The organism is Pseudomonas helmanticensis, assembly GCF_900182985.1.
Classification (GTDB): domain Bacteria; phylum Pseudomonadota; class Gammaproteobacteria; order Pseudomonadales; family Pseudomonadaceae; genus Aquipseudomonas; species Aquipseudomonas helmanticensis.
This window is the reverse complement of record NZ_FXUY01000001.1, coordinates 4227501-4245562: the sequence shown is the minus strand read 5'-3', so window position 1 is coordinate 4245562 and position 18062 is coordinate 4227501. Positions and strand designations below refer to the sequence as shown.

The 18062-nt window shown below is 59.3% G+C and carries 20 protein-coding genes (1 of these 20 only partly in view); 7 read left to right on the top strand and 13 right to left on the bottom strand.

Going from position 1 to position 18062, the window contains the following annotated elements:
• Positions 1-160 precede the first annotated feature (160 nt).
• Positions 161-1162, top strand: a complete 1002-nt coding sequence (locus QOL84_RS18865; RefSeq protein ID WP_283438167.1) for an LLM class flavin-dependent oxidoreductase — start codon at positions 161-163, stop codon at positions 1160-1162.
• A 260-nt stretch (positions 1163-1422) separates the two neighbouring features.
• On the opposite strand, the gene QOL84_RS18860 is transcribed toward QOL84_RS18865, so the two are convergent.
• Together QOL84_RS18860 and QOL84_RS18855 are read right to left on the bottom strand one after the other, a co-directional pair.
• Positions 1423-1644, bottom strand: a complete 222-nt coding sequence (locus QOL84_RS18860) for a DUF1161 domain-containing protein (protein ID WP_283438166.1) — start codon at positions 1642-1644, stop codon at positions 1423-1425.
• Positions 1645-1771: 127 nt separating this feature from the next.
• Positions 1772-1987: a dodecin gene (locus QOL84_RS18855; RefSeq protein ID WP_129387202.1), complete on the bottom strand. Its 216-nt coding sequence runs from the start codon at positions 1985-1987 to the stop codon at positions 1772-1774.
• Between the two features lie 157 nt (positions 1988-2144).
• On the opposite strand from QOL84_RS18855, the gene QOL84_RS18850 reads away from it, so the two are divergent.
• A complete protein-coding gene (locus tag QOL84_RS18850) occupies positions 2145-2471 on the top strand; it encodes an ElaB/YgaM/YqjD family protein (RefSeq protein ID WP_129387205.1) in 327 nt (108 codons plus the stop codon).
• Here the strand turns inward: QOL84_RS18850 and QOL84_RS18845 are convergent.
• Entirely contained in the window at positions 2444-3361 is a 918-nt protein-coding gene (locus QOL84_RS18845; RefSeq protein ID WP_283438165.1) for a LysR family transcriptional regulator, read from the bottom strand. The two genes, QOL84_RS18850 and QOL84_RS18845, sit on opposite strands and share 28 nt — an antisense overlap.
• 114 nt (positions 3362-3475) lie before the next feature.
• Between QOL84_RS18845 and trpB the strand changes: the two genes are divergently transcribed.
• From trpB to QOL84_RS18830, 3 genes are all read left to right on the top strand, one after another.
• Complete coding sequence (trpB, locus tag QOL84_RS18840) at positions 3476-4708, top strand: tryptophan synthase subunit beta (RefSeq protein ID WP_105704795.1); 1233 nt, start codon at positions 3476-3478, stop codon at positions 4706-4708.
• Positions 4708-5520 (top strand): tryptophan synthase subunit alpha, encoded by an 813-nt coding sequence (gene trpA, locus QOL84_RS18835; RefSeq protein WP_283438164.1) that lies wholly within the window; start codon positions 4708-4710, stop codon positions 5518-5520. Before trpB ends, trpA begins: the two co-directional genes overlap by 1 nt.
• 122 nt (positions 5521-5642) lie before the next feature.
• Positions 5643-6098, top strand: coding sequence for an anti-virulence regulator CigR family protein (locus QOL84_RS18830; RefSeq protein WP_283438163.1), 456 nt, complete (start codon positions 5643-5645; stop codon positions 6096-6098).
• A 170-nt stretch (positions 6099-6268) separates the two neighbouring features.
• Here the strand turns inward: QOL84_RS18830 and QOL84_RS18825 are convergent, their stop codons facing one another.
• From QOL84_RS18825 to QOL84_RS18780, 10 genes are all read right to left on the bottom strand, one after another.
• A complete protein-coding gene (locus QOL84_RS18825) occupies positions 6269-8230 on the bottom strand; it encodes a DUF7844 domain-containing protein (RefSeq protein ID WP_283438162.1) in 1962 nt (653 codons plus the stop codon).
• The gene (locus tag QOL84_RS18820) at positions 8227-8547 is read right to left on the bottom strand and encodes a DUF2388 domain-containing protein (RefSeq protein ID WP_007911662.1); all 321 of its coding nucleotides are present in this window, start codon (positions 8545-8547) and stop codon (positions 8227-8229) included. Before QOL84_RS18820 ends, QOL84_RS18825 begins: the two co-directional genes overlap by 4 nt.
• A 41-nt stretch (positions 8548-8588) precedes the next feature.
• Positions 8589-8906, bottom strand: a complete 318-nt coding sequence (locus QOL84_RS18815; RefSeq protein ID WP_283438161.1) for a DUF2388 domain-containing protein — start codon at positions 8904-8906, stop codon at positions 8589-8591.
• 108 nt (positions 8907-9014) lie between these two features.
• A complete protein-coding gene (locus QOL84_RS18810; RefSeq protein ID WP_007911658.1) occupies positions 9015-9332 on the bottom strand; it encodes a DUF2388 domain-containing protein in 318 nt (105 codons plus the stop codon).
• A 366-nt stretch (positions 9333-9698) separates the two neighbouring features.
• Entirely contained in the window at positions 9699-9914 is a 216-nt protein-coding gene (locus QOL84_RS18805; protein WP_053116413.1) for a DUF1127 domain-containing protein, read from the bottom strand.
• Positions 9915-10235: 321 nt separating this feature from the next.
• Positions 10236-11729 carry a succinyl-CoA:acetate CoA-transferase ScpC gene (gene scpC / locus QOL84_RS18800; protein ID WP_129387226.1) on the bottom strand — a complete coding sequence of 498 codons (1494 nt, stop codon included), beginning with the start codon at positions 11727-11729 and terminating at the stop codon, positions 10236-10238.
• A 214-nt stretch (positions 11730-11943) separates the two neighbouring features.
• Positions 11944-13377 (bottom strand): NAD(P)(+) transhydrogenase (Re/Si-specific) subunit beta, encoded by a 1434-nt coding sequence (locus tag QOL84_RS18795; protein ID WP_016985542.1) that lies wholly within the window; start codon positions 13375-13377, stop codon positions 11944-11946.
• The gene (locus QOL84_RS18790; protein WP_003187417.1) at positions 13377-13697 is read right to left on the bottom strand and encodes an NAD(P) transhydrogenase subunit alpha part 2; all 321 of its coding nucleotides are present in this window, start codon (positions 13695-13697) and stop codon (positions 13377-13379) included. The genes QOL84_RS18795 and QOL84_RS18790 overlap by 1 nt, the downstream gene beginning before the upstream one ends.
• A gap of 15 nt (positions 13698-13712) precedes the next feature.
• Positions 13713-14834 carry a Re/Si-specific NAD(P)(+) transhydrogenase subunit alpha gene (locus QOL84_RS18785; RefSeq protein ID WP_283438160.1) on the bottom strand — a complete coding sequence of 374 codons (1122 nt, stop codon included), beginning with the start codon at positions 14832-14834 and terminating at the stop codon, positions 13713-13715.
• A 434-nt stretch (positions 14835-15268) separates the two neighbouring features.
• Positions 15269-16168 carry a LysR family transcriptional regulator gene (locus QOL84_RS18780; RefSeq protein WP_129387232.1) on the bottom strand — a complete coding sequence of 300 codons (900 nt, stop codon included), beginning with the start codon at positions 16166-16168 and terminating at the stop codon, positions 15269-15271.
• Between the two features lie 158 nt (positions 16169-16326).
• Here QOL84_RS18780 and QOL84_RS18775 point away from each other — a divergent pair, with 158 nt between their 5' ends.
• Together QOL84_RS18775 and QOL84_RS18770 are read left to right on the top strand one after the other, a co-directional pair.
• Positions 16327-17508, top strand: coding sequence for an acyl-CoA dehydrogenase (locus QOL84_RS18775; RefSeq protein WP_150652811.1), 1182 nt, complete (start codon positions 16327-16329; stop codon positions 17506-17508).
• 13 nt (positions 17509-17521) lie between these two features.
• Positions 17522-18062: the 5' end (the start) of a CaiB/BaiF CoA transferase family protein gene (locus QOL84_RS18770; protein ID WP_283438159.1), read on the top strand. The gene runs 680 nt beyond the window's last position; the window shows 541 of its 1221 coding nt (coding positions 1-541); the start codon lies at positions 17522-17524; its stop codon lies off the right edge, out of view.

Here is an 18062-nt window from a genome sequence, read left to right as displayed (position 1 = left end):
CAAAGTTCAGCCGGACTGAATCGTTGACTTTTTTAGTAGGAAATTTCGCCGCCACTATTGAAACTCGGGTATATGCCCTCATTGCACAAAACACGCTTATGGATTTGGCAGGTTTTCGTTCGCAAGAAAAACCTGCCTCCTCACTCGGAGACGCAGGTTTATGAAGCAATTGTCCGACGTAAAGTTTTCCACCCTCGATCTGGTGCCGGTGCGCGAAAACGGCAGCCCGGCGCAGTCGCTGCGCAATTCGCTGGACCTGGCACAACACGTCGAGAAGTTCGGCTACACGCGGTTCTGGGTGGCGGAACACCACAACATGGACGGTATCGCCAGTTCGGCGACCTCGGTTTTGCTGGGTTATCTGGCGGGCGGCACGTCGACCATTCGTGTCGGCTCCGGTGGCGTTATGTTGCCTAACCATGCGCCGCTGGTGATTGCCGAGCAGTTCGGTACGCTGGAAAGTCTTTATCCGGGACGGATTGATCTGGGTCTTGGCCGCGCGCCGGGCTCCGATCAGATGACCGCTCGTGCGCTGCGCCGCGAACGCTCCGGCAGCGCTGACGATTTCCCCGAAGACGTCGCCGAACTGGTGCGCTTCCTCGGCCCGCGTACCCCGGATCAGCGTGTGATCGCGATGCCGGGCACGGGCACCAATGTGCCGATCTGGTTGCTCGGTTCCAGTCTGTTCAGTGCGCAGTTGGCCGGTGAACGCGGTTTGCCCTACGCCTTTGCCTCGCATTTCGCCCCGCGTTTCATGCATGAGGCGATCCGCGTCTATCGCAATCACTTCAAACCGTCGGCGGTGCTCGACAAGCCGTACGTGATGCTCGGTGTTCCGTTGGTGGCAGCGGATACCGATGAACACGCCGATTACCTGGCGACGTCGGTGTATCAGCGCATTTTGGCGCTGATGCGTGGACAGAGCCTGGTGCAGCGTCCGCCAGTGAAAACCATGGACGGCCTGTGGTTGCCGCATGAACGCGAGGCGGTGGGCGATTTCCTCGGTCTGGCGATGGTTGGCAGCCCGCAGAAGATCCGCGCCAAGCTGGAAGTTTTGGTTGAACAAACACAGCCAGACGAGCTGATCTTCACCTGCGACCTTTATGAACACGCTGATCGCGTGCACTCCTACGAACTGCTCGCGCAGGTCATGAAGGGCTGAAAAGCCGAAAGGCACCCTCACCCTAGCCCTCTCCCGGAGGGAGAGGGGACTGATCGGGTTGAATGTTCGAGATACATCGAACTGAAAAATCGAGTCGAACTCACGGTCTGAACAGCCCCCGATCTGCTCCCTTTCCCCTCGCCCCCTTGGGGGAGAGGGCTGGGGTGAGGGGGATTCGATTTCATAACCACCAAAAATCTCAAATCCCGGACACAAAAAAGCCGACGCCTTCACGTCGGCTTTTTGTATTTCACACGCGATCAACCGCGCTTGTAGACGATTTCCTTGGAGCCACCTTCGCAGGTGCCGACGACTTTGCCGCCATTGGCGCCCTTGTCGACAATCTCCAGCGAATACCCGGAAACGCCCTTGGCATCCAGCTTCGCCGCAATCTCGCTTTTCAGCTCTTCACATGGCTTGCCGGCAGCAAACGCACCACCCGCAAGGCTCAACAAACCTACTGCCAACATGAACTTCTTCATCGGTCGCACTCCCTGGTCGGATTAAAAGAGGCGGGCACCGGGGATTGACCCGATGCAGCCACCCTGTAGCGCTTTGCCATTCCTATGGCACTCGGCCAGCGCGCAAGTTCAGAAGCGTAGACCAAACTCAGCTACTGGCAATGCGAAAACCGACTTTCAACGTCACTTGAAAGTGCGCGGCCTTGCCGTCCTTGATGTGGCCACGGGTGTCGACCACTTCAAACCACTCAAGATGCTTGATGCTCTTGTGGGCTTCGGCCAGCGCGTTGTTGATGGCGTCTTCAATGCTGCTGGGCGACGAACCGACCAGCTCGACTTTCTTGTACGTGTGATGGTCACTCATGGCGATCTCCTTGGCGTGTGGAATTGAGACTAGCAGTGAATCTGCACTGTTGATTTCGGTGACGCTGCGCAGGCGAAGTTCAGATTTTCTGCACTTTCTCAAACCGCTGAAGTCCCAACCAACACACGCCACTCATCACCAATGCAGGAGAGCCACCATGGCCAACACCTCTTTACGTAAAGCCTCGTTGCAAAGCATGGAAGCCGAGATCGAGAGTCTGCTCAAGTCGTTGGAAAGCCTGAAGGACGACGCTTCGGACGAGTCGCGCAAGACCCTCAAGGCGCTGAAAAGCAATGCTGAAAGCGCGCTGAAACATTCGCGTCATCTGCTGACCGATGCCTATGAAGAAGTCAAAGTCAAAACCCGCGAAACCGGCATCGCCACCCGTGATTACGCGCAGGAACACCCGTGGACGACGGCCGGTGTGGCAGTCGGTGCACTGGGTCTGCTCGCGGCTTATCTGCTGTTCAAACGCGGCGAGTAATTGCTCTGGCGTAGCTCGTTCTTGAGCCATTGCGCCAGTTGCCGGGCGCGCCCGTCTGCGGCGCGTTTGGGTAGCCACAACGCCAGTTGCGCCGGGGTTTCACAGAAACCCCATGGCGCAACCAGGCGACCGGCCTTCAAATCTTCAGCCACCAGCGGCTCTGGCGCGATTGCCACGCCGAGGCCTGCGACTGCTGCTTCAAGCAAATAATACAAATGCTCGAAACCTTGGCCCAACTTCAATGCTTTGGCATCGAGGTCATTCTGCTGCGCCCAACTTGGCCAAGCTTGGGGGCGTGAAGTGGTATGCAATAAAGGCTCATTGAGCAGCGCTGAGGCTGGCGCGATTTGCAGGCGCTGATAGCCGCTGAACAATGGGCTCATGACCGGGCCGATGCGTTCTGCGGCCAGTTCGTAAACCTGCATGTCCGCTGGCCACGGCGGCTCGGCGAACAGTAGTAAAGCATCCAGCCCCGGTCGCCGAGGATCAAGATCGCCTTCTCCGGCCGACAGATGCAGGCGCAAGTCCGGCAGATCTGCATTCAATCGCCCCAAACGCGGAATGAACCAGCGCGCCAGCAAGCTGCCGGAGCAACCAAGTACAAACGGGGCGTCCGCCGTACTTTGCGTGAGTTCTGCGCAAACGCTGCGCAACCGATCAAACGCCTCGCCACTGGCATCGCGCAAACGCAGGCCGGCATCTGTGAGTTTCAAGCCGCGCCCATCCTTGACGAAAAGGCTGACGCCGAGGTGCTCCTCCAGCACTTTGAGCTGCCGGCTGACCGCGCCATGGGTGACGTGCAGCTGTTCGGCGGCCTGACTGACGCTGTTCAGCCGGGCGGTGGCTTCGAACGCACGCAAGGCGTTCAGCGGGGGAAGGTCGTGGCTCATGATATCTGTGAGTTTTCCTGACAGGTTGTGGCGATCTTATCGGTTTTCAGCCTGGAAGGTCAGGGGTAGAGTGATCGTCATTGTCTTTTGACCCGAATTCACCTGGAGCGACTCATGACCCAGACTTCGAACACTTCAAATCTGCGCAACGGCCCGGACGATAATGGCCTGTTCGGCTCGTTCGGTGGCCGCTACGTGGCAGAAACCCTGATGCCGTTGATCCTCGATCTGGCCCGCGAATACGAAGCGGCCAAGGAAGATCCGGCGTTCAAAGAAGAATTGGCCTACTTCCAGCGCGACTACGTCGGACGTCCGAGCCCACTGTATTTCGCCGAACGCCTGACCGAGTTCTGCGGCGGCGCGAAGATTTATCTCAAGCGCGAAGAGCTCAACCACACCGGCGCGCACAAGATCAACAACTGCATCGGCCAGATCCTGCTGGCGCGGCGTATGGGCAAGAAACGCATCATCGCCGAGACCGGCGCCGGCATGCACGGCGTGGCGACTGCCACCGTCGCCGCACGTTTCGGTCTGGATTGCGTGATCTACATGGGCACCACTGACATCGAACGTCAGCAGGCCAACGTCTTCCGCATGAAACTGCTGGGCGCTGAAGTGATTCCGGTGGTTGCCGGTACCGGCACCCTGAAAGACGCGATGAACGAAGCGCTGCGTGACTGGGTGACCAACGTCGACAGCACGTTCTACCTGATCGGCACCGTGGCCGGCCCGCACCCTTATCCAGCGATGGTTCGCGACTTCCAGGCCGTTATCGGCAAGGAAACCCGCGATCAGTTGCAGGCTCAGGAAGGTCGTCTGCCGGACAGCCTGGTGGCGTGCATCGGTGGCGGTTCCAACGCGATGGGCCTGTTCCACCCGTTCCTTGACGACAAGAGCGTTGAAATCATCGGTGTTGAAGCGGCCGGTTACGGCATTGAAACCGGCAAGCATGCGGCGAGCCTGAATGGCGGCGTTCCGGGTGTGTTGCACGGCAACCGTACTTTCCTGCTGCAGGACGACGATGGCCAGATCATCGACGCCCACTCGATTTCCGCCGGCCTCGACTACCCGGGCATCGGCCCGGAACACGCCTGGTTGCATGACATCGGCCGCGTTCAGTACACCTCGGTGACAGACGACGAAGCGCTGGACGCGTTCCACAAATGCTGCCGCCTGGAAGGGATCATTCCTGCACTGGAAAGCGCCCACGCTCTGGCTGAAGTGTTCAAACGTGCACCGAAGCTGCCGAAGGATCACCTGATGGTGGTCAACCTCTCGGGCCGTGGCGACAAAGACATGCAGACCGTCATGCATCACATGGAACAGTCTAAGCAGGAGAAACACTGATGAGCCGCCTGCAAACGCGTTTTGCCGACCTAAAAGAACAGAACCGCGCCGCGCTGGTGACCTTCGTCACCGCCGGTGATCCGGACTACGACACCTCGCTGGCGATTCTCAAAGGTTTGCCGGGTGCCGGCGCCGACGTGATCGAGCTGGGCATGCCCTTCACCGACCCGATGGCCGACGGCCCGGCGATCCAGTTGGCGAACATCCGTGCCTTGGGCGCCAAACAGAACCTGGTGAAAACCCTGCAAATGGTTCGCGAATTCCGCGAAGGCAACAGCGACACGCCGCTGGTGCTGATGGGCTACTTCAATCCGATCCACATGTACGGTGTGCCACGTTTCATCGCTGACGCGAAAGAGGCCGGCGTTGACGGTCTGATCGTGGTCGACATGCCGCCTGAGCACAATGCTGAGTTGTGCGACCCGGCGCAGGCTGCCGGTCTGGACTTCATCCGTCTGACCACGCCGACCACTGACGATGCACGCCTGCCGAAAGTGCTCAATGGCAGTTCCGGTTTCGTTTACTACGTGTCGGTGGCCGGTGTGACCGGTGCTGGCGCCGCAACGCTGGAGCATGTCGAAGAGGCGGTCACTCGTCTGCGTCGTCATACCGATCTGCCGATCAGCATCGGTTTCGGCATCCGTACGCCGGAGCAGGCAGCGGCCATCGCGCGTCTGGCCGACGGTGTGGTGGTGGGCTCGGCGCTGATCGATCACATCGCCAATGCAGCGACGCCAGCTCAGGCCATCGACGGCGTGTTGAGCCTGTGCTCGGCACTCTCCGAAGGCGTGCGTAAGGCCCGTGTCAGCTGAAGGTAAAGTTCCTGATACAGAGGAATTAGCGCCTCGCGGCACAGACTAAATGAGCAAGACCGAGGGCTTCAGAACATCGTTCTGAGGCCCTTTTTGCTGTTTGTGCCGTGAGGAAAGACCCGATGAAAATGCCGAAACGTCTGATGGCCGGATTGGGCGTGCTGTTGATCAGTGCGACACCGCTGCTGGCCAGCGCCGATCAGCGCGATGATCACGACCACGGCGGCCCGCAGCAGGGCCAGTACGACAATCATGGTAATGACCATCGCGACGATCACCGTGGCCCGCCAAACGATCACCGTGGCGGCCCGCCACCGCACGACTTCGGGCCGGTGCGCCAGACCATTCGCGACAATCATGGCTACTTTGTCCGCGGGGCGCCGCCGCCTCCGGGGATTCATCTGGAGCGTGGCCGACCGTTGCCGCACGGGTATTACGGCGAGCGTCTGGACAATCGCGCGTTGGGTCGTTTGCCGGTGTATCCGGGTTACGAGTGGCGCCGGGCTGGGGGCGATATCGTGCTGATCGCGGTGGGCACCGGGATCGTCTACGAAATTCTGGATGGTGTCCTCTATTGATCTGACACATATCACCTGTGGCGAGGGGATTTATCCCCGTTCGGCTGCGCAGCAGTCGCAGTTCAGCGGACGCGGTTTATCTGATTGACCGGGTTCGCTGATTTTGGGGCCGCTTCGCGACCCAACGGGGATGAATCCCCTCGCCACAAGGTATGCACTCAGGCTCAGTCTCAGGGCAGTTCCAGGCCGCCCGAGGCTTTGTGCAATTTGCGCAAGTGCGCGCCAATCTGCTTCACGTTCTCCTCACTGGCGGCAATCTCCGCAGCGCGCTTGGGCTCCAGCAACTTACGCACTTCTGCGTCCAGATCCCCGGAAAGCACCAGCAACTTCTTCTGCCGCTGGCTGCTTTCATCTTCCAGTCGCTTGAATTCGCTCGGTTGCGGTAAACCGTAACCACGGCTATCGAGCAACTCTGCCGGGCGACTGAGGAACCCACTGTTGGCGAGGATTTCCTGCAGGGTCGCGTTGGCCTTGTCCATGCCGCCGTTTTCCAGCTCGCGCGCGCCGAGGTAGCGTTGCTTGACCTCGTCCTGTGCCAGCAGCAATTGGCGCCTGTAACTGGCCTGCTCCAGCAACAGCAATGCCGCACTGGTGCGCAGATCCGCACGTTCGAACCACTCGCGGCGCTCTTCGGCCTTCAGCGATAGCCATTCCTCGACGGTGGTCTGTTTGATCGGCAGTTGCTTCTTCAACACATCGAACATTGCTTGATAGCGATCGCGGAACGAGTCGAAGCGATAACCCAGGCGCAGCGCTTCTTTCGGATCATCCAACACGCTGGTGTCCGCCAGACCACGGCCCTTCATAACTTCCAGCAAGCCGTTGGGCATGATGCTATCCAGTCCGACGAACTGGCTGTTGTCACTGCCGCTGCGCAACAGCTTCAGACCTTCTACCGCGCAGTTGTTGGAGAGGAAGAAGTAGTTGCCGTCGTAGCTCCAGTGCATCTCTGCCGCGTGCTCGACCACGCCTTCGATCTCATCGCGTGACAGGTTCAGCGGCACCGAGGCAAGGCTGCGCAGTTCGGTCTTGGTGTATTCGTCGATGACTTGAGCCAATGGCAGGACGAACAGCCGCGACGGGTATTTGCCGACCAGTCCGTCCCAACTCGACAACTGCACATCGCCGACAAACGCGCGATACGACAACACCAGATGCTGATCCAGGTCGAGACGGCAATCCGGGCCACGCGGACGTCCCGGCGCGCAGATCACCAGGCGCAACATGCTGTGGCCCCAACGGCTGACCCAGTTCTGATTGGCCTCGGCCAGCAGGTAATCAACGGCGTAGACCCGCTCCGGATCGACTTGTCCCAAGGGTTGCTTGGCAAAGTCGTTGCCCGCGTTCAAAAACGCGAAGGTCTTGCTGCAAGTGTCCTTGGCCGTCGGCGCCCAGCCAAAGTGTTGCTGGTAATAGCGATACAGCGCCGGACGTCGGCAGGCGTAGCTCGGGTCGAGGAGGAAATACTCCATGTTGACCGCGACGAACTCCTTCGGGCTGGAGATCTCGTACAAATCCGGGCTGCGGGCGATCTGTCGGTTGTGTTGCTCGCGCTCGCCCCGGCGACCGACGTATTGCTGCCAACCGGCGAGGTCGAGCAGGCGCGGGTCATCGCTGAGGGTGAAGCGCCGGCCGTTCTGGCCACGGCATTCATCGGGGATGCCAATCAGCCCGGCGCTGTTGAAGCGGCGTGTGCAGCGCTGGATCAGCGTGCGCTCGGCGTCCGGCCACAAGCGCGCGCGGTCATAAATGTGGGTGATTTCGTGCAGCACCGTGGCCAGCAGTTCTTGCCGAACCGTGCCGTGGGGGCGATTGGTTTTTTCTTTGGCGGCGCTGCCGTCGGTAAGACCGGCGAGCAGTTTGCGGTTCAGATCGAGTTCAGAGACCAGCGTGGCCTGACCGTAGGCATTGCCCGGCATGTCGTCGGTCCAGCCGACATCGATGCGCCGATCCAGCCGCTCGATGAAACTCGGCGGCAGCTTCTGCATGGCCTCATCGATCAACGCCTGACTGGCCTGTTGTTGGGCGGGGCTCAGACCGGCGGTCTTGAGCCGCAATTGCAGGCTGGCGTGGGCGCTGTTGCCAAGCAGCAACAGTATCCCGGCCAGCAGCCAGGCGCCGAGTGACTTCACAGTGCGAGAATGGCTTCGGCGAGTACCTGATCACTGGCGTCGCGCGCTTCCGGCACGCGCGTGCGCAAGGTGTTGAGTGCGGCTTCAAGATGCGCGCCACGGATATCGCCGTTGGTGGCGACGAAACTGGCGGCGTCGTCGTGGGCTTCGCGGATGATCTTCGAGTCGCGAATCGAGGTGGTGGTGTCGGAAGTGAAATCGATGGTGCGCTGGGAGGCACGAACGATGATGTTACTGGTGGCTACCAGGGTGTGCGCCTGGGCGACGTCGGCCAACAAAAACAGGCCAAGGGCGGCAGCAATCAGCGGGCTACGCATGGAACGACTCCGGAGGGAAAGATGACCAGGGACTGGGATAACTATTGGACGAGAATTGCCTCTGCCAGTTCAAGGTCGCTGACATGAAGTTTCGGCCGGGTTTTGCGCAGGTAATGCAGCGCCGATTCCAGCCGGGCGCCTCGCCATTCACCCTCCGTGGCCACAAATGCTGCCGCGTCATCATGGGCGGCGAGCAACAGTTTACGGTCGAAAGGCGCTGAAGACACCATGCTGGTGGCGTAGACGCTGACGACAGTGCCTTGTGTCGACGCATTGAAAGCATCAAAGGCAGCGACCGACGTCGCCCAGCAGGCGGTGAACAATAAGGAAGGGATCAGCAGATTTGGAAGAAAGCGCATTGGACTCGGTAACTGTTGGCGAACCCAAAGGCTAGCGCAATGCCCGGGCCAGAGCCAGCGCCGAAACATCGGGACACGCCCGGCGTGTCCCGCAATGCCTTGCAGCGTTTAGATCGTCAGGATGGCCTGAGCCAGCTGTGCGTCAGTCGCTTGCAGCTGTGGTGCCTGGTGACGGATATGGTCCAGTGCGCTTTCCAGCTTCACGCCACGAATCTCGCCTTCGCTGGCAACGAAGCTGGCGGCGTCATCACGGGCAGCCAAAACGATTTTGTCGTCACGGAAGGACGAGGTGACGTCGGAAGTAGCGTCAGACGAAGACTTCAATGCGCCAACCACGGCATCGGTGGTGACGATGAAACTGGTGGCGCTGGCGTTGGCAGCCACGGCCAGCAGGGCGGCAGCGCTGAGCAGACGAAGACGGGACATAGGGTAACTCCTGTGGATAAACCGTATTGAGAGGTGGCTCGGTATCTGAGGAGTCAGACGCCTGTTGCGCAACATTCGCCACGTTCTGTGTGGATACTAGGCTCAGATCCGTTCGCCAAACCAGCATCCAGACGAAAAACCCTGCCGAAGGCTGCGATCTTTTGGTCTGGATTTTCAAGATCAAAAGATCGCAGCCTTCGGCAGCTCCTACAATTGTTATGGTCTAATTTCAATTTATGTGAACTGTACTTGTTTGGCTTTTTAAGGGCCAAACGACAAAACCCGTCGTGGTTTCCCACGACGGGTTTTGTTTGTTCAATTCGGGTTGCTGGCGGTGGGTCTAACGACCAGAGCCAGCGACGCTACTTAGCGCCAGAACGGCTTGCTCAGCTCTTCGTAGCGTTGTGCTTCGCTGATACCGGCATCAGCCAGCAGACGCGAATCCAGACGAGCCAGTTGATGGCGGCTGGAGATGCGGCGCTGCCACAACATCAGGTTGGCGAGAACGCGCAGAGGCATGGAAGCCTGGTTTTTTGCAGCTTTGTCTTCGAAGAACAGTTCGGAACTGAGTGTACGTTCCATGGTTGACATCCTTCCGCTTGTGGCGGGATCAGGTAGTGGTTTGACTGGTGCCCATGATCCTCTCGTTTGCCTAGTCTCTCTAGATACAGTTCAACTGTATTGTGAGTGACCAGTTAACTGTTTATACGGGGTGTACGGGTCGAAATTGGGCAAACTGTACCTGTCTGCACTAACGTGGTGCGTTTTGGCGTGATTAGTCCGAAAAGGTAGGCAAATACCGTAGGAAGTGACCAGTACAGCAGTACAGTTTTTGTCGTTCTGAAGGCTTGCGAGATTCCGCTGACGCAAACTGTGTTTGCATCAGCGGTTTATCTGTGTGAATTACACCGCCAGCATGCGCCCGGTTTCTTCCAGATTCATGTGCCAGCTCAACGCTTCACGCAGGATGTGCGGGGTGTGGCCACCAATCGCACAGGCCGCCGTGAAGTAATCGTTGAGTGCCTGACGGAAGTCCGGGTGCACACAGTTATCAATGATCACCCGCGCGCGCTCCCGTGGCGCCAGACCACGCAAGTCGGCCAGACCGACTTCGGTTACCAGAATGTCGACATCATGCTCGGTGTGATCGACGTGGCTGACCATCGGCACCACGCTGGAAATCGCCCCGCCCTTGGCGATCGACTTGGTCACGAACACCGCCAGATGCGCGTTGCGGGCGAAATCGCCGGAGCCGCCGATGCCGTTCATCATCCGCGTGCCGCAGACGTGGGTGGAGTTGACGTTGCCGTAGATGTCGAATTCCAGCGCCGTGTTGATGCCGATGATGCCCAAGCGACGTACCACTTCCGGGTGGTTGGAGATCTCCTGCGGACGCAGCACCAGTTTGTCCTTGTACTTCTCCAGATTACCGAACACGTCGCTGTTGCGGCGCTCCGACAAAGTGATCGAGCTGCCCGAAGCAAAACTCAGCTTGCCGGCGTCGATCAGGTCGAAGGTCGAGTCCTGCAGCACTTCGGAGTACATGGTCAGGTCTTCGAACGGCGAATCGATCAGGCCGCACATCACTGCATTGGCAATATTGCCGATCCCCGCCTGCAACGGGCCGAGCTTGTTGGTCATGCGCCCGGCGTCGACTTCCTGCTTGAAGAACGTGATCAAGTGATCGGCGATGGCATTGGTGTCGACGTCAGGCGACGACACGGTGGATGGCGAATCCGGCTGCTGGGTGATGACGATGGCGACAATCTTCTCCGGCGGAATCGGAATCGCCGTGCTGCCAATGCGGTCGTCGACTTTTACCAGCGGGATCGGCGTACGCGTCGGACGATAAGTCGGGATATAGATGTCGTGCAGGCCTTCGAGGTTGGCGTTGTGCGCCAGATTGATCTCGACGATCACCTGTTTGGCGAAGATCGCGAAGCTCGCCGAGTTGCCCACCGACGTGGTCGGTACGATGTGGCCTTGCTCGGTAATGGCCACGGCTTCGATGACCGCGATGTCCGGCAGCTTCAGTTGCTGGTTGCGCAGTTGCTCAACGGTTTCCGACAGATGCTGGTCGATGAACATGACCTGGCCGGCGTTGATCGCCTTGCGCAAAGTGCTGTCGACCTGGAATGGCATGCGTCGCGACAGTACGCCGGCTTCGGTCAATTGCTTGTCGAGGTCGTTGCCCAGGCTGGCGCCGGTCATCAGGCTGATCTTCAGCGGCGTGACCTTGGCGCGCTCGGCCAGTGCGTGAGGGACGGCTTTGGCTTCGCCGGCACGGGTGAAACCGCTCATGCCGACGGTCATGCCGTCCTCAATCAGAGCGGCGGCGTCGGCGGCGCTCATCACTTTATCCAACAACGAAGGCAGGCGAATACGGTCACGGTACATGGATTATTATCTCGGGAAGCGAGTAGCAGGATGCGCAGTCTAGTGAATTTGACGGGCGCCTGTCCCGCTACCAAGGTCGCAAACGAGGCGTCTATTCAGCGGGTTTCAAGTAAAACACCGTTACCGGATCTGCAACAACGCGGCAAATTGTCCGACTGTTTGCGCAAACAAAAACGCCCCGACAAGTCGGGGCGTTCGGTGTTGCAGCGGGGAATTATTCGACCGCTTTGACCATGTCTTCGATGACTTTCTTCGCGTCGCCGAACACCATCATGGTCTTGTCCAGGTAGAACAGTTCGTTGTCCAGGCCGGCATAGCCGCTGGCCATCGAGCGCTTGTTGACGATGATGGTCTTGGCCTTGAACGCTTCGAGAATCGGCATGCCGGCAATCGGCGACTTCGGATCGTTCTTCGCGGCCGGGTTGACCACGTCGTTCGCGCCGAGCACCAGCACCACGTCGGCCTGGCCGAACTCGGAGTTGATGTCCTCCATCTCGAACACCTGGTCGTAAGGCACTTCGGCCTCGGCAAGCAGAACGTTCATATGCCCTGGCATACGGCCCGCTACCGGGTGAATCGCATACTTCACGGTCACGCCACGGTGGGTCAGCTTCTCGGTCAGCTCTTTCAGCGCATGTTGTGCACGCGCTACTGCCAAGCCATAACCCGGCACGATGATCACGGTGTCGGCGTTGGTCAGCAGGAAAGTCGCGTCGTCAGCGGAACCGGATTTCACCGGACGGGCTTCTTTCGCACCGGCAGGGCCAGCATCTGCCGTGTTGCCGAAACCGCCGAGCAGTACATTAAAGAAGGAACGGTTCATCGCCTTGCACATGATGTACGAGAGGATCGCACCGCTCGAACCCACCAGGGAACCGGCAATGATCAGCATCGAGTTGTTCAGCGAGAAGCCGATACCTGCCGCCGCCCAGCCCGAGTAGCTGTTAAGCATCGACACCACCACCGGCATGTCGGCGCCACCGATCGGGATGATGATCAGCACACCCATCACGAACGCCAGCGCCAGCATCAGCGCGAACGCAGTGAGGTTACCGGTGAACATGAAGGTCAGGCCGAGAGCGAGCGTGGCCAGACCCAATACTGCGTTGAGCTTGTGCTGACCAGCAAACTGTACGGGTGCGCCCTGGAACAGCCGGAACTTGTACTTGCCCGAGAGCTTACCGAACGCAATCACCGAACCGGAGAAGGTGATCGCACCGATGGCTGCGCCGAGGAACAGCTCCAGACGGTTGCCCGTCGGGATCGAGTCGCCGAGCTGTTTAACGATACCCAGCGATTGCGGTTCAACGACTGCGGCGATAGCGATGAACACTGCCGCAAGGCCGATCATGCTGTGCATGAAGGCGACGAGTTCCGGCATCTTGGTCATTTCAACGCGCTTGGCCATGATCGAACCGGCCGTGCCGCCGACCAACAGGCCGACGATGACGTAACCGATGCCGGCAGTGGCCAACTCGGCGCCCAACTTATAGATGAGGCCGACGGTGGTAAGAATTGCCAACGCCATGCCGAGCATGCCGAACAGGTTGCCGCGCCGCGAGGTGGTCGGGTGCGACAGGCCTTTGAGGGCCTGGATAAAACAGATCGACGCGATCAGGTAGAGCGTCGTGACGAGATTCATGCTCATTACTTCGGCGCCTCTTCTTTTACTTTCGGGGCTTTCTTCTTGAACATCTCAAGCATGCGGCGGGTGACCAGGAAGCCACCGAACACGTTGACCGCAGCCAGCGCCACGGCGAGGGTGCCCATGGTTTTGCCCAGCGGCGTGACGGTCAGTGCGGCCGCGAGCATGGCGCCGACGATCACGATTGCCGAGATGGCGTTAGTCACTGCCATCAATGGCGTGTGCAGCGCAGGTGTAACGTTCCAGACCACGTGGTAACCGACATAAATCGCCAGCACGAAGATGATCAGGTTGTAGATACCGGGGGAGATAAGCTCTTCCATCGTCTGAATCCCTGCTTAGGCGTTTTTGCGGATGACTTGGCCGTCGCGGCACATCAGGCACGCGGCGACGATGTCGTCTTCGAGGTTGACGTCGAACTGGCCTTCTTTGGTGAACACCAGCTTGAGGAAGTCCAGCAGGTTGCGTGCGTACAGTGCCGAAGCGTCTGCAGCGACTTCACCGGCCAGATTGGTCGGGCCGCAAATGGTCACGCCATTCTCGATCACGACTTGATCAGCCACGGTCAGCGGGCAGTTGCCACCCTGAGCCGCGGCGAGGTCGATGACTACCGAGCCTGGTTTCATCTGCGCCACGGTGTCGGCGCTCAACAGCGTCGGCGCCTTGCGGCCCGGAATCAGCGCGGTGGTGATGACGATGTCAGCCTGCTTGGCGCGCTCATGCACAGCCTGGGCCTGACGCTGCATCCAGCTCGCCGGCATTGGCCGCGCGTAACCGCCGACACCGACGGCGCATTCACGCTCTTCATCGGTCTCGTAAGGCACGTCGACGAACTTGGCGCCGAGGGATTCGATCTGCTCTTTCACCGCCGGACGCACGTCGGACGCTTCGATCACTGCACCAAGGCGTTTCGCCGTGGCAATCGCCTGCAATCCAGCCACGCCGGCGCCGAGAATCAGCACGCGCGCCGCTTTCACGGTGCCCGCAGCGGTCATCAGCATCGGCATGAATCGCGGATAGTGGTGAGCGGCCAGCAACACAGCCTTATAGCCGGCAATGTTCGCCTGCGACGACAACACATCGAGACTCTGCGCGCGCGAGGTGCGCGGCGCCGCTTCGAGGGCGAACGCGGTAATGCCGCATTCGGCCATCTTCGCGATGGTTTCGTTGTTGAACGGGTTGAGCATGCCCACCAGCACCGTACCGCGCTTGATCAGCGTCAGTTCGGCATCGCTTGGGGCGACCACTTTGAGAATCAGCTCGGCGGCAAACGCGTCATTGGCACTGCCAATGGTTGCGCCTGCCGCTTCATAGGCACTGTCGACCACACTGGCTTTAACGCCGGCGCCGGTTTGCACAGTGACCTTATGACCTTGGCTGATCAGCTTTTTAATGGTTTCCGGGGTTGCAGCAACCCGTGTTTCACCGGTCTGGGTTTCGAGAGGAACACCAATGTGCACGTCAAATCTCCTGCGTGATCTTATTGAGTAAACCCATGCACTACGGATGGTGCGACTGGGGCGGCCGATCAGCACGATCCCGCCAAATCAGGGCGGGGCGCGGCATTTTGCAGGCGAACTTTATGCCCTTCAAGGGATTATGACGGGTGACGGAAAATTAACTACAAGTCATGCCGTGACCGAATGTCGCACATGGCTGGTCGAATCCCTTACAGGCCGTGCCCTGCAAGGATTCTGGCTGAATAACGAAAAATTTCTTATCGGTGGCGTGAATAGGCAGTAATGAGTCGTTGATGAAGGCTCAAAGCCACGTAGTCAGGCGCTTGTGGGACGTCTGTACGACTTTTGGGTACAGTCAGTGAAATTGCGACAAATAGTTATATCTGTAGGGCTTCGACTTTCCTGACTACGGGGTTAGTTATCGCTGTAAGCCTTTATCCTTCTAGGCTGTAGCTCTGCGCCTGATTCACCAACCAGTCACGAAATGCCTTTAACGACGCCGATTCGACTTTTCGTTCGGGAATCATCAGGTAATAGGCCTTGATGCTGGAGAGTGCCTGCGGGTTGGCAATCACCAGGCGCTTCTCGGCCAGCTCGCGCTGAATCAGGAACGGCGGAATCAGCGCAATGCCCATATCGTGCATGGCCGCTTGGGCGAGCATGGAGAATAGCTCGTAGCGCGGGCCTGTCATGTCGCGGGGGATATTCAGCTGTTGCGAGTTGAACCACTGGCGCCAGGCATAAGGCCGCGTGGTCTGCTGCAGCAGTGGCAATTCAGCGATGGCTTCGGCTGTCAGATGTGTCTTGTTGCCGAGTAGGGCAGGGCTGCACACCGGCATCGGATTCTCGCCCATCAGCCTGTGGGATTCGGTACCGGACCAATCGGCATCGCCGAAGTAGATCGCTGCATCGAATTCGGTATCGGCAAACAGAAAGGGCCGGGTGCGGTTGGTCAGGTTGACCGTGACTTCCGGGTGCTTGAGCTGGAAATCCTTGAGGCGCGGCAGCAGCCATTGCGTGCCGAATGTCGGCACCACCGCGAGTTCGATCACATTGGTGCCTTGCTGGCCCATCACCGACAACGTGTCGCGCTCCACTGCATCCAGTTGCGTGGCGACCCGGCGACTGTAGGAAAGTCCCGCCTCGGTCAGCTTCACCCCGCGTCGCGAACGGCGGAACAGTTCGACGCTGAGGAACTCCTCAAGGCTGGCGATCTGTCGGCAAATCGCGCCCTGGGTGAGGGAAAGCTCTTCAGCAGCCCGGGTAAAACTCTCGTGGCGCGCGGCAGCCTCGAAACTGATCAGGGCGGTGGTGCTGGGGATCTTTCTGCGCATGTACATCAACCTCACTAATGCGCCGCATAAAAGGCATCTCGCGACGTTTCGGAGTGAGAAATTAGCACAACAGAATGCGAAATCCTCGTTTGCCGCGACGGCGAACCACGCCTAGGATCAATGCCACGTTAATTCACCCGATTTGCGAGGACACACTCATGGGCGGTAAAGCTAGCTTCAACTGGATCGATCCCCTGCTGCTGGATCAACAGCTCACCGAAGAAGAGCGCATGATCCGCGACACCGCCGAGCAATTCGCTCAACAGAGCCTCGCACCGCGTGTTCTCGAAGCTTTCCGTCATGAGAAGACTGACCCGGCGATCTTTCGCGAAATGGGTGAAGTCGGCCTGTTGGGTGCGACCATCCCCGAGCAGTACGGTGGCAGCGGCCTCAACTATGTCAGCTACGGCCTGATTGCTCGCGAAGTGGAGCGTGTCGACTCCGGCTACCGCTCGATGATGAGCGTGCAGTCGTCGCTGGTAATGGTGCCGATCAACGAATTCGGTACCGAAGCACAGAAACAGAAATACCTGCCGAAACTGGCTTCCGGCGAATGGATCGGCTGCTTCGGTCTGACCGAGCCGAACCACGGTTCCGACCCGGGCGCGATGATCACCCGCGCGCGCAAAGTCGAAGGCGGCTACAGCCTGACCGGCGCGAAAATGTGGATCACCAACAGCCCGATCGCTGATGTGTTCGTGGTCTGGGGTAAGGACGATGCCGGCGACATCCGTGGTTTTGTACTGGAGAAGGGCTGGAAAGGTCTGAGCGCTCCGGCGATTCACGGCAAGGTTGGCCTGCGCGCGTCGATTACCGGTGAGATCGTCATGGACAACGTGTTCGTGCCGGAAGAGAACATCTTCCCGGACGTGCGCGGTCTGAAAGGCCCGTTCACCTGCCTCAACTCTGCGCGCTACGGCATTTCCTGGGGCGCACTGGGCGCTGCCGAGTTCTGCTGGCACACCGCTCGCCAGTACACACTGGATCGTCAGCAGTTCGGTCGTCCATTGGCCGCTACTCAGTTGATCCAGAAAAAGCTGGCCGACATGCAGACCGAGATCACGCTGGCCCTCCAAGGCTGCCTGCGTCTGGGTCGTATGAAGGATGAAGGCACTGCCGCAGTCGAGATTACTTCGATCATGAAGCGCAACTCGTGCGGCAAGTCGCTGGACATCGCCCGTATGGCGCGCGACATGTTGGGTGGTAACGGAATCTCCGACGAGTTCGGCGTGGCACGCCACCTGGTTAACCTGGAAGTGGTGAATACCTATGAAGGTACTCATGACGTTCACGCGCTGATCCTCGGGCGTGCGCAAACCGGTCTGCAGGCGTTCTATTAATAGGAGAGCGACCATGGGCGCGCTGTCGCATCTGCGGGTACTGGATTTATCGCGAGTGCTGGCCGGGCCATGGGCCGGGCAGATTCTCGCCGACCTTGGCGCCGAAGTGATCAAGGTCGAGCGCCCGGGCAATGGTGACGACACGCGCGCCTGGGGGCCGCCGTTCCTCAAGGACGCTTATGGCGAGAACACCTCGGAAGCGGCTTATTACCTGTCGGCCAATCGCAACAAGCAATCGGTGACCATCGACTTCACCCGCCCCGAGGGTCAGAAGCTGGTGCGCGAGTTGGCGGCCAAGTCGGACATCCTTATCGAGAACTTCAAGGTCGGTGGTCTCGCGGCTTATGGGCTGGACTATGAGTCGCTGAAGGCGATCAATCCGAACCTGATCTATTGCTCGATTACCGGGTTCGGCCAGACCGGGCCTTATGCCAAGCGTGCTGGCTATGACTTCATGATTCAGGGGCTGGGCGGGCTGATGAGTCTGACCGGTCGTCCCGAGGGTGATGAAGGTGCTGGGCCGGTAAAGGTTGGCGTAGCGTTGACGGATATCC

What these genes read in the sequence shown, in the direction of transcription:
- QOL84_RS18865 (WP_283438167.1), top strand. Translation starts at nt 161, where the DNA reads ATGAAGCAATTGTCCGACGTAAAGTTTTCCACCCTCGATCTGGTGCCG.
- QOL84_RS18860 (WP_283438166.1), bottom strand. Translation starts at nt 1,644, where the DNA reads ATGAAGAAGTTCATGTTGGCAGTAGGTTTGTTGAGCCTTGCGGGTGGT.
- QOL84_RS18855 (WP_129387202.1), bottom strand. Translation starts at nt 1,987, where the DNA reads ATGAGTGACCATCACACGTACAAGAAAGTCGAGCTGGTCGGTTCGTCG.
- QOL84_RS18850 (WP_129387205.1), top strand. Translation starts at nt 2,145, where the DNA reads ATGGCCAACACCTCTTTACGTAAAGCCTCGTTGCAAAGCATGGAAGCC.
- QOL84_RS18845 (WP_283438165.1), bottom strand. Translation starts at nt 3,361, where the DNA reads ATGAGCCACGACCTTCCCCCGCTGAACGCCTTGCGTGCGTTCGAAGCC.
- trpB (WP_105704795.1), top strand. Translation starts at nt 3,476, where the DNA reads ATGACCCAGACTTCGAACACTTCAAATCTGCGCAACGGCCCGGACGAT.
- trpA (WP_283438164.1), top strand. Translation starts at nt 4,708, where the DNA reads ATGAGCCGCCTGCAAACGCGTTTTGCCGACCTAAAAGAACAGAACCGC.
- QOL84_RS18830 (WP_283438163.1), top strand. Translation starts at nt 5,643, where the DNA reads ATGAAAATGCCGAAACGTCTGATGGCCGGATTGGGCGTGCTGTTGATC.
- QOL84_RS18820 (WP_007911662.1), bottom strand. Translation starts at nt 8,547, where the DNA reads ATGCGTAGCCCGCTGATTGCTGCCGCCCTTGGCCTGTTTTTGTTGGCC.
- QOL84_RS18815 (WP_283438161.1), bottom strand. Translation starts at nt 8,906, where the DNA reads ATGCGCTTTCTTCCAAATCTGCTGATCCCTTCCTTATTGTTCACCGCC.
- QOL84_RS18810 (WP_007911658.1), bottom strand. Translation starts at nt 9,332, where the DNA reads ATGTCCCGTCTTCGTCTGCTCAGCGCTGCCGCCCTGCTGGCCGTGGCT.
- QOL84_RS18805 (WP_053116413.1), bottom strand. Translation starts at nt 9,914, where the DNA reads ATGGAACGTACACTCAGTTCCGAACTGTTCTTCGAAGACAAAGCTGCA.
- scpC (WP_129387226.1), bottom strand. Translation starts at nt 11,729, where the DNA reads ATGTACCGTGACCGTATTCGCCTGCCTTCGTTGTTGGATAAAGTGATG.
- QOL84_RS18795 (WP_016985542.1), bottom strand. Translation starts at nt 13,377, where the DNA reads ATGAGCATGAATCTCGTCACGACGCTCTACCTGATCGCGTCGATCTGT.
- QOL84_RS18790 (WP_003187417.1), bottom strand. Translation starts at nt 13,697, where the DNA reads ATGGAAGAGCTTATCTCCCCCGGTATCTACAACCTGATCATCTTCGTG.
- QOL84_RS18780 (WP_129387232.1), bottom strand. Translation starts at nt 16,168, where the DNA reads ATGCGCAGAAAGATCCCCAGCACCACCGCCCTGATCAGTTTCGAGGCT.
- QOL84_RS18775 (WP_150652811.1), top strand. Translation starts at nt 16,327, where the DNA reads ATGGGCGGTAAAGCTAGCTTCAACTGGATCGATCCCCTGCTGCTGGAT.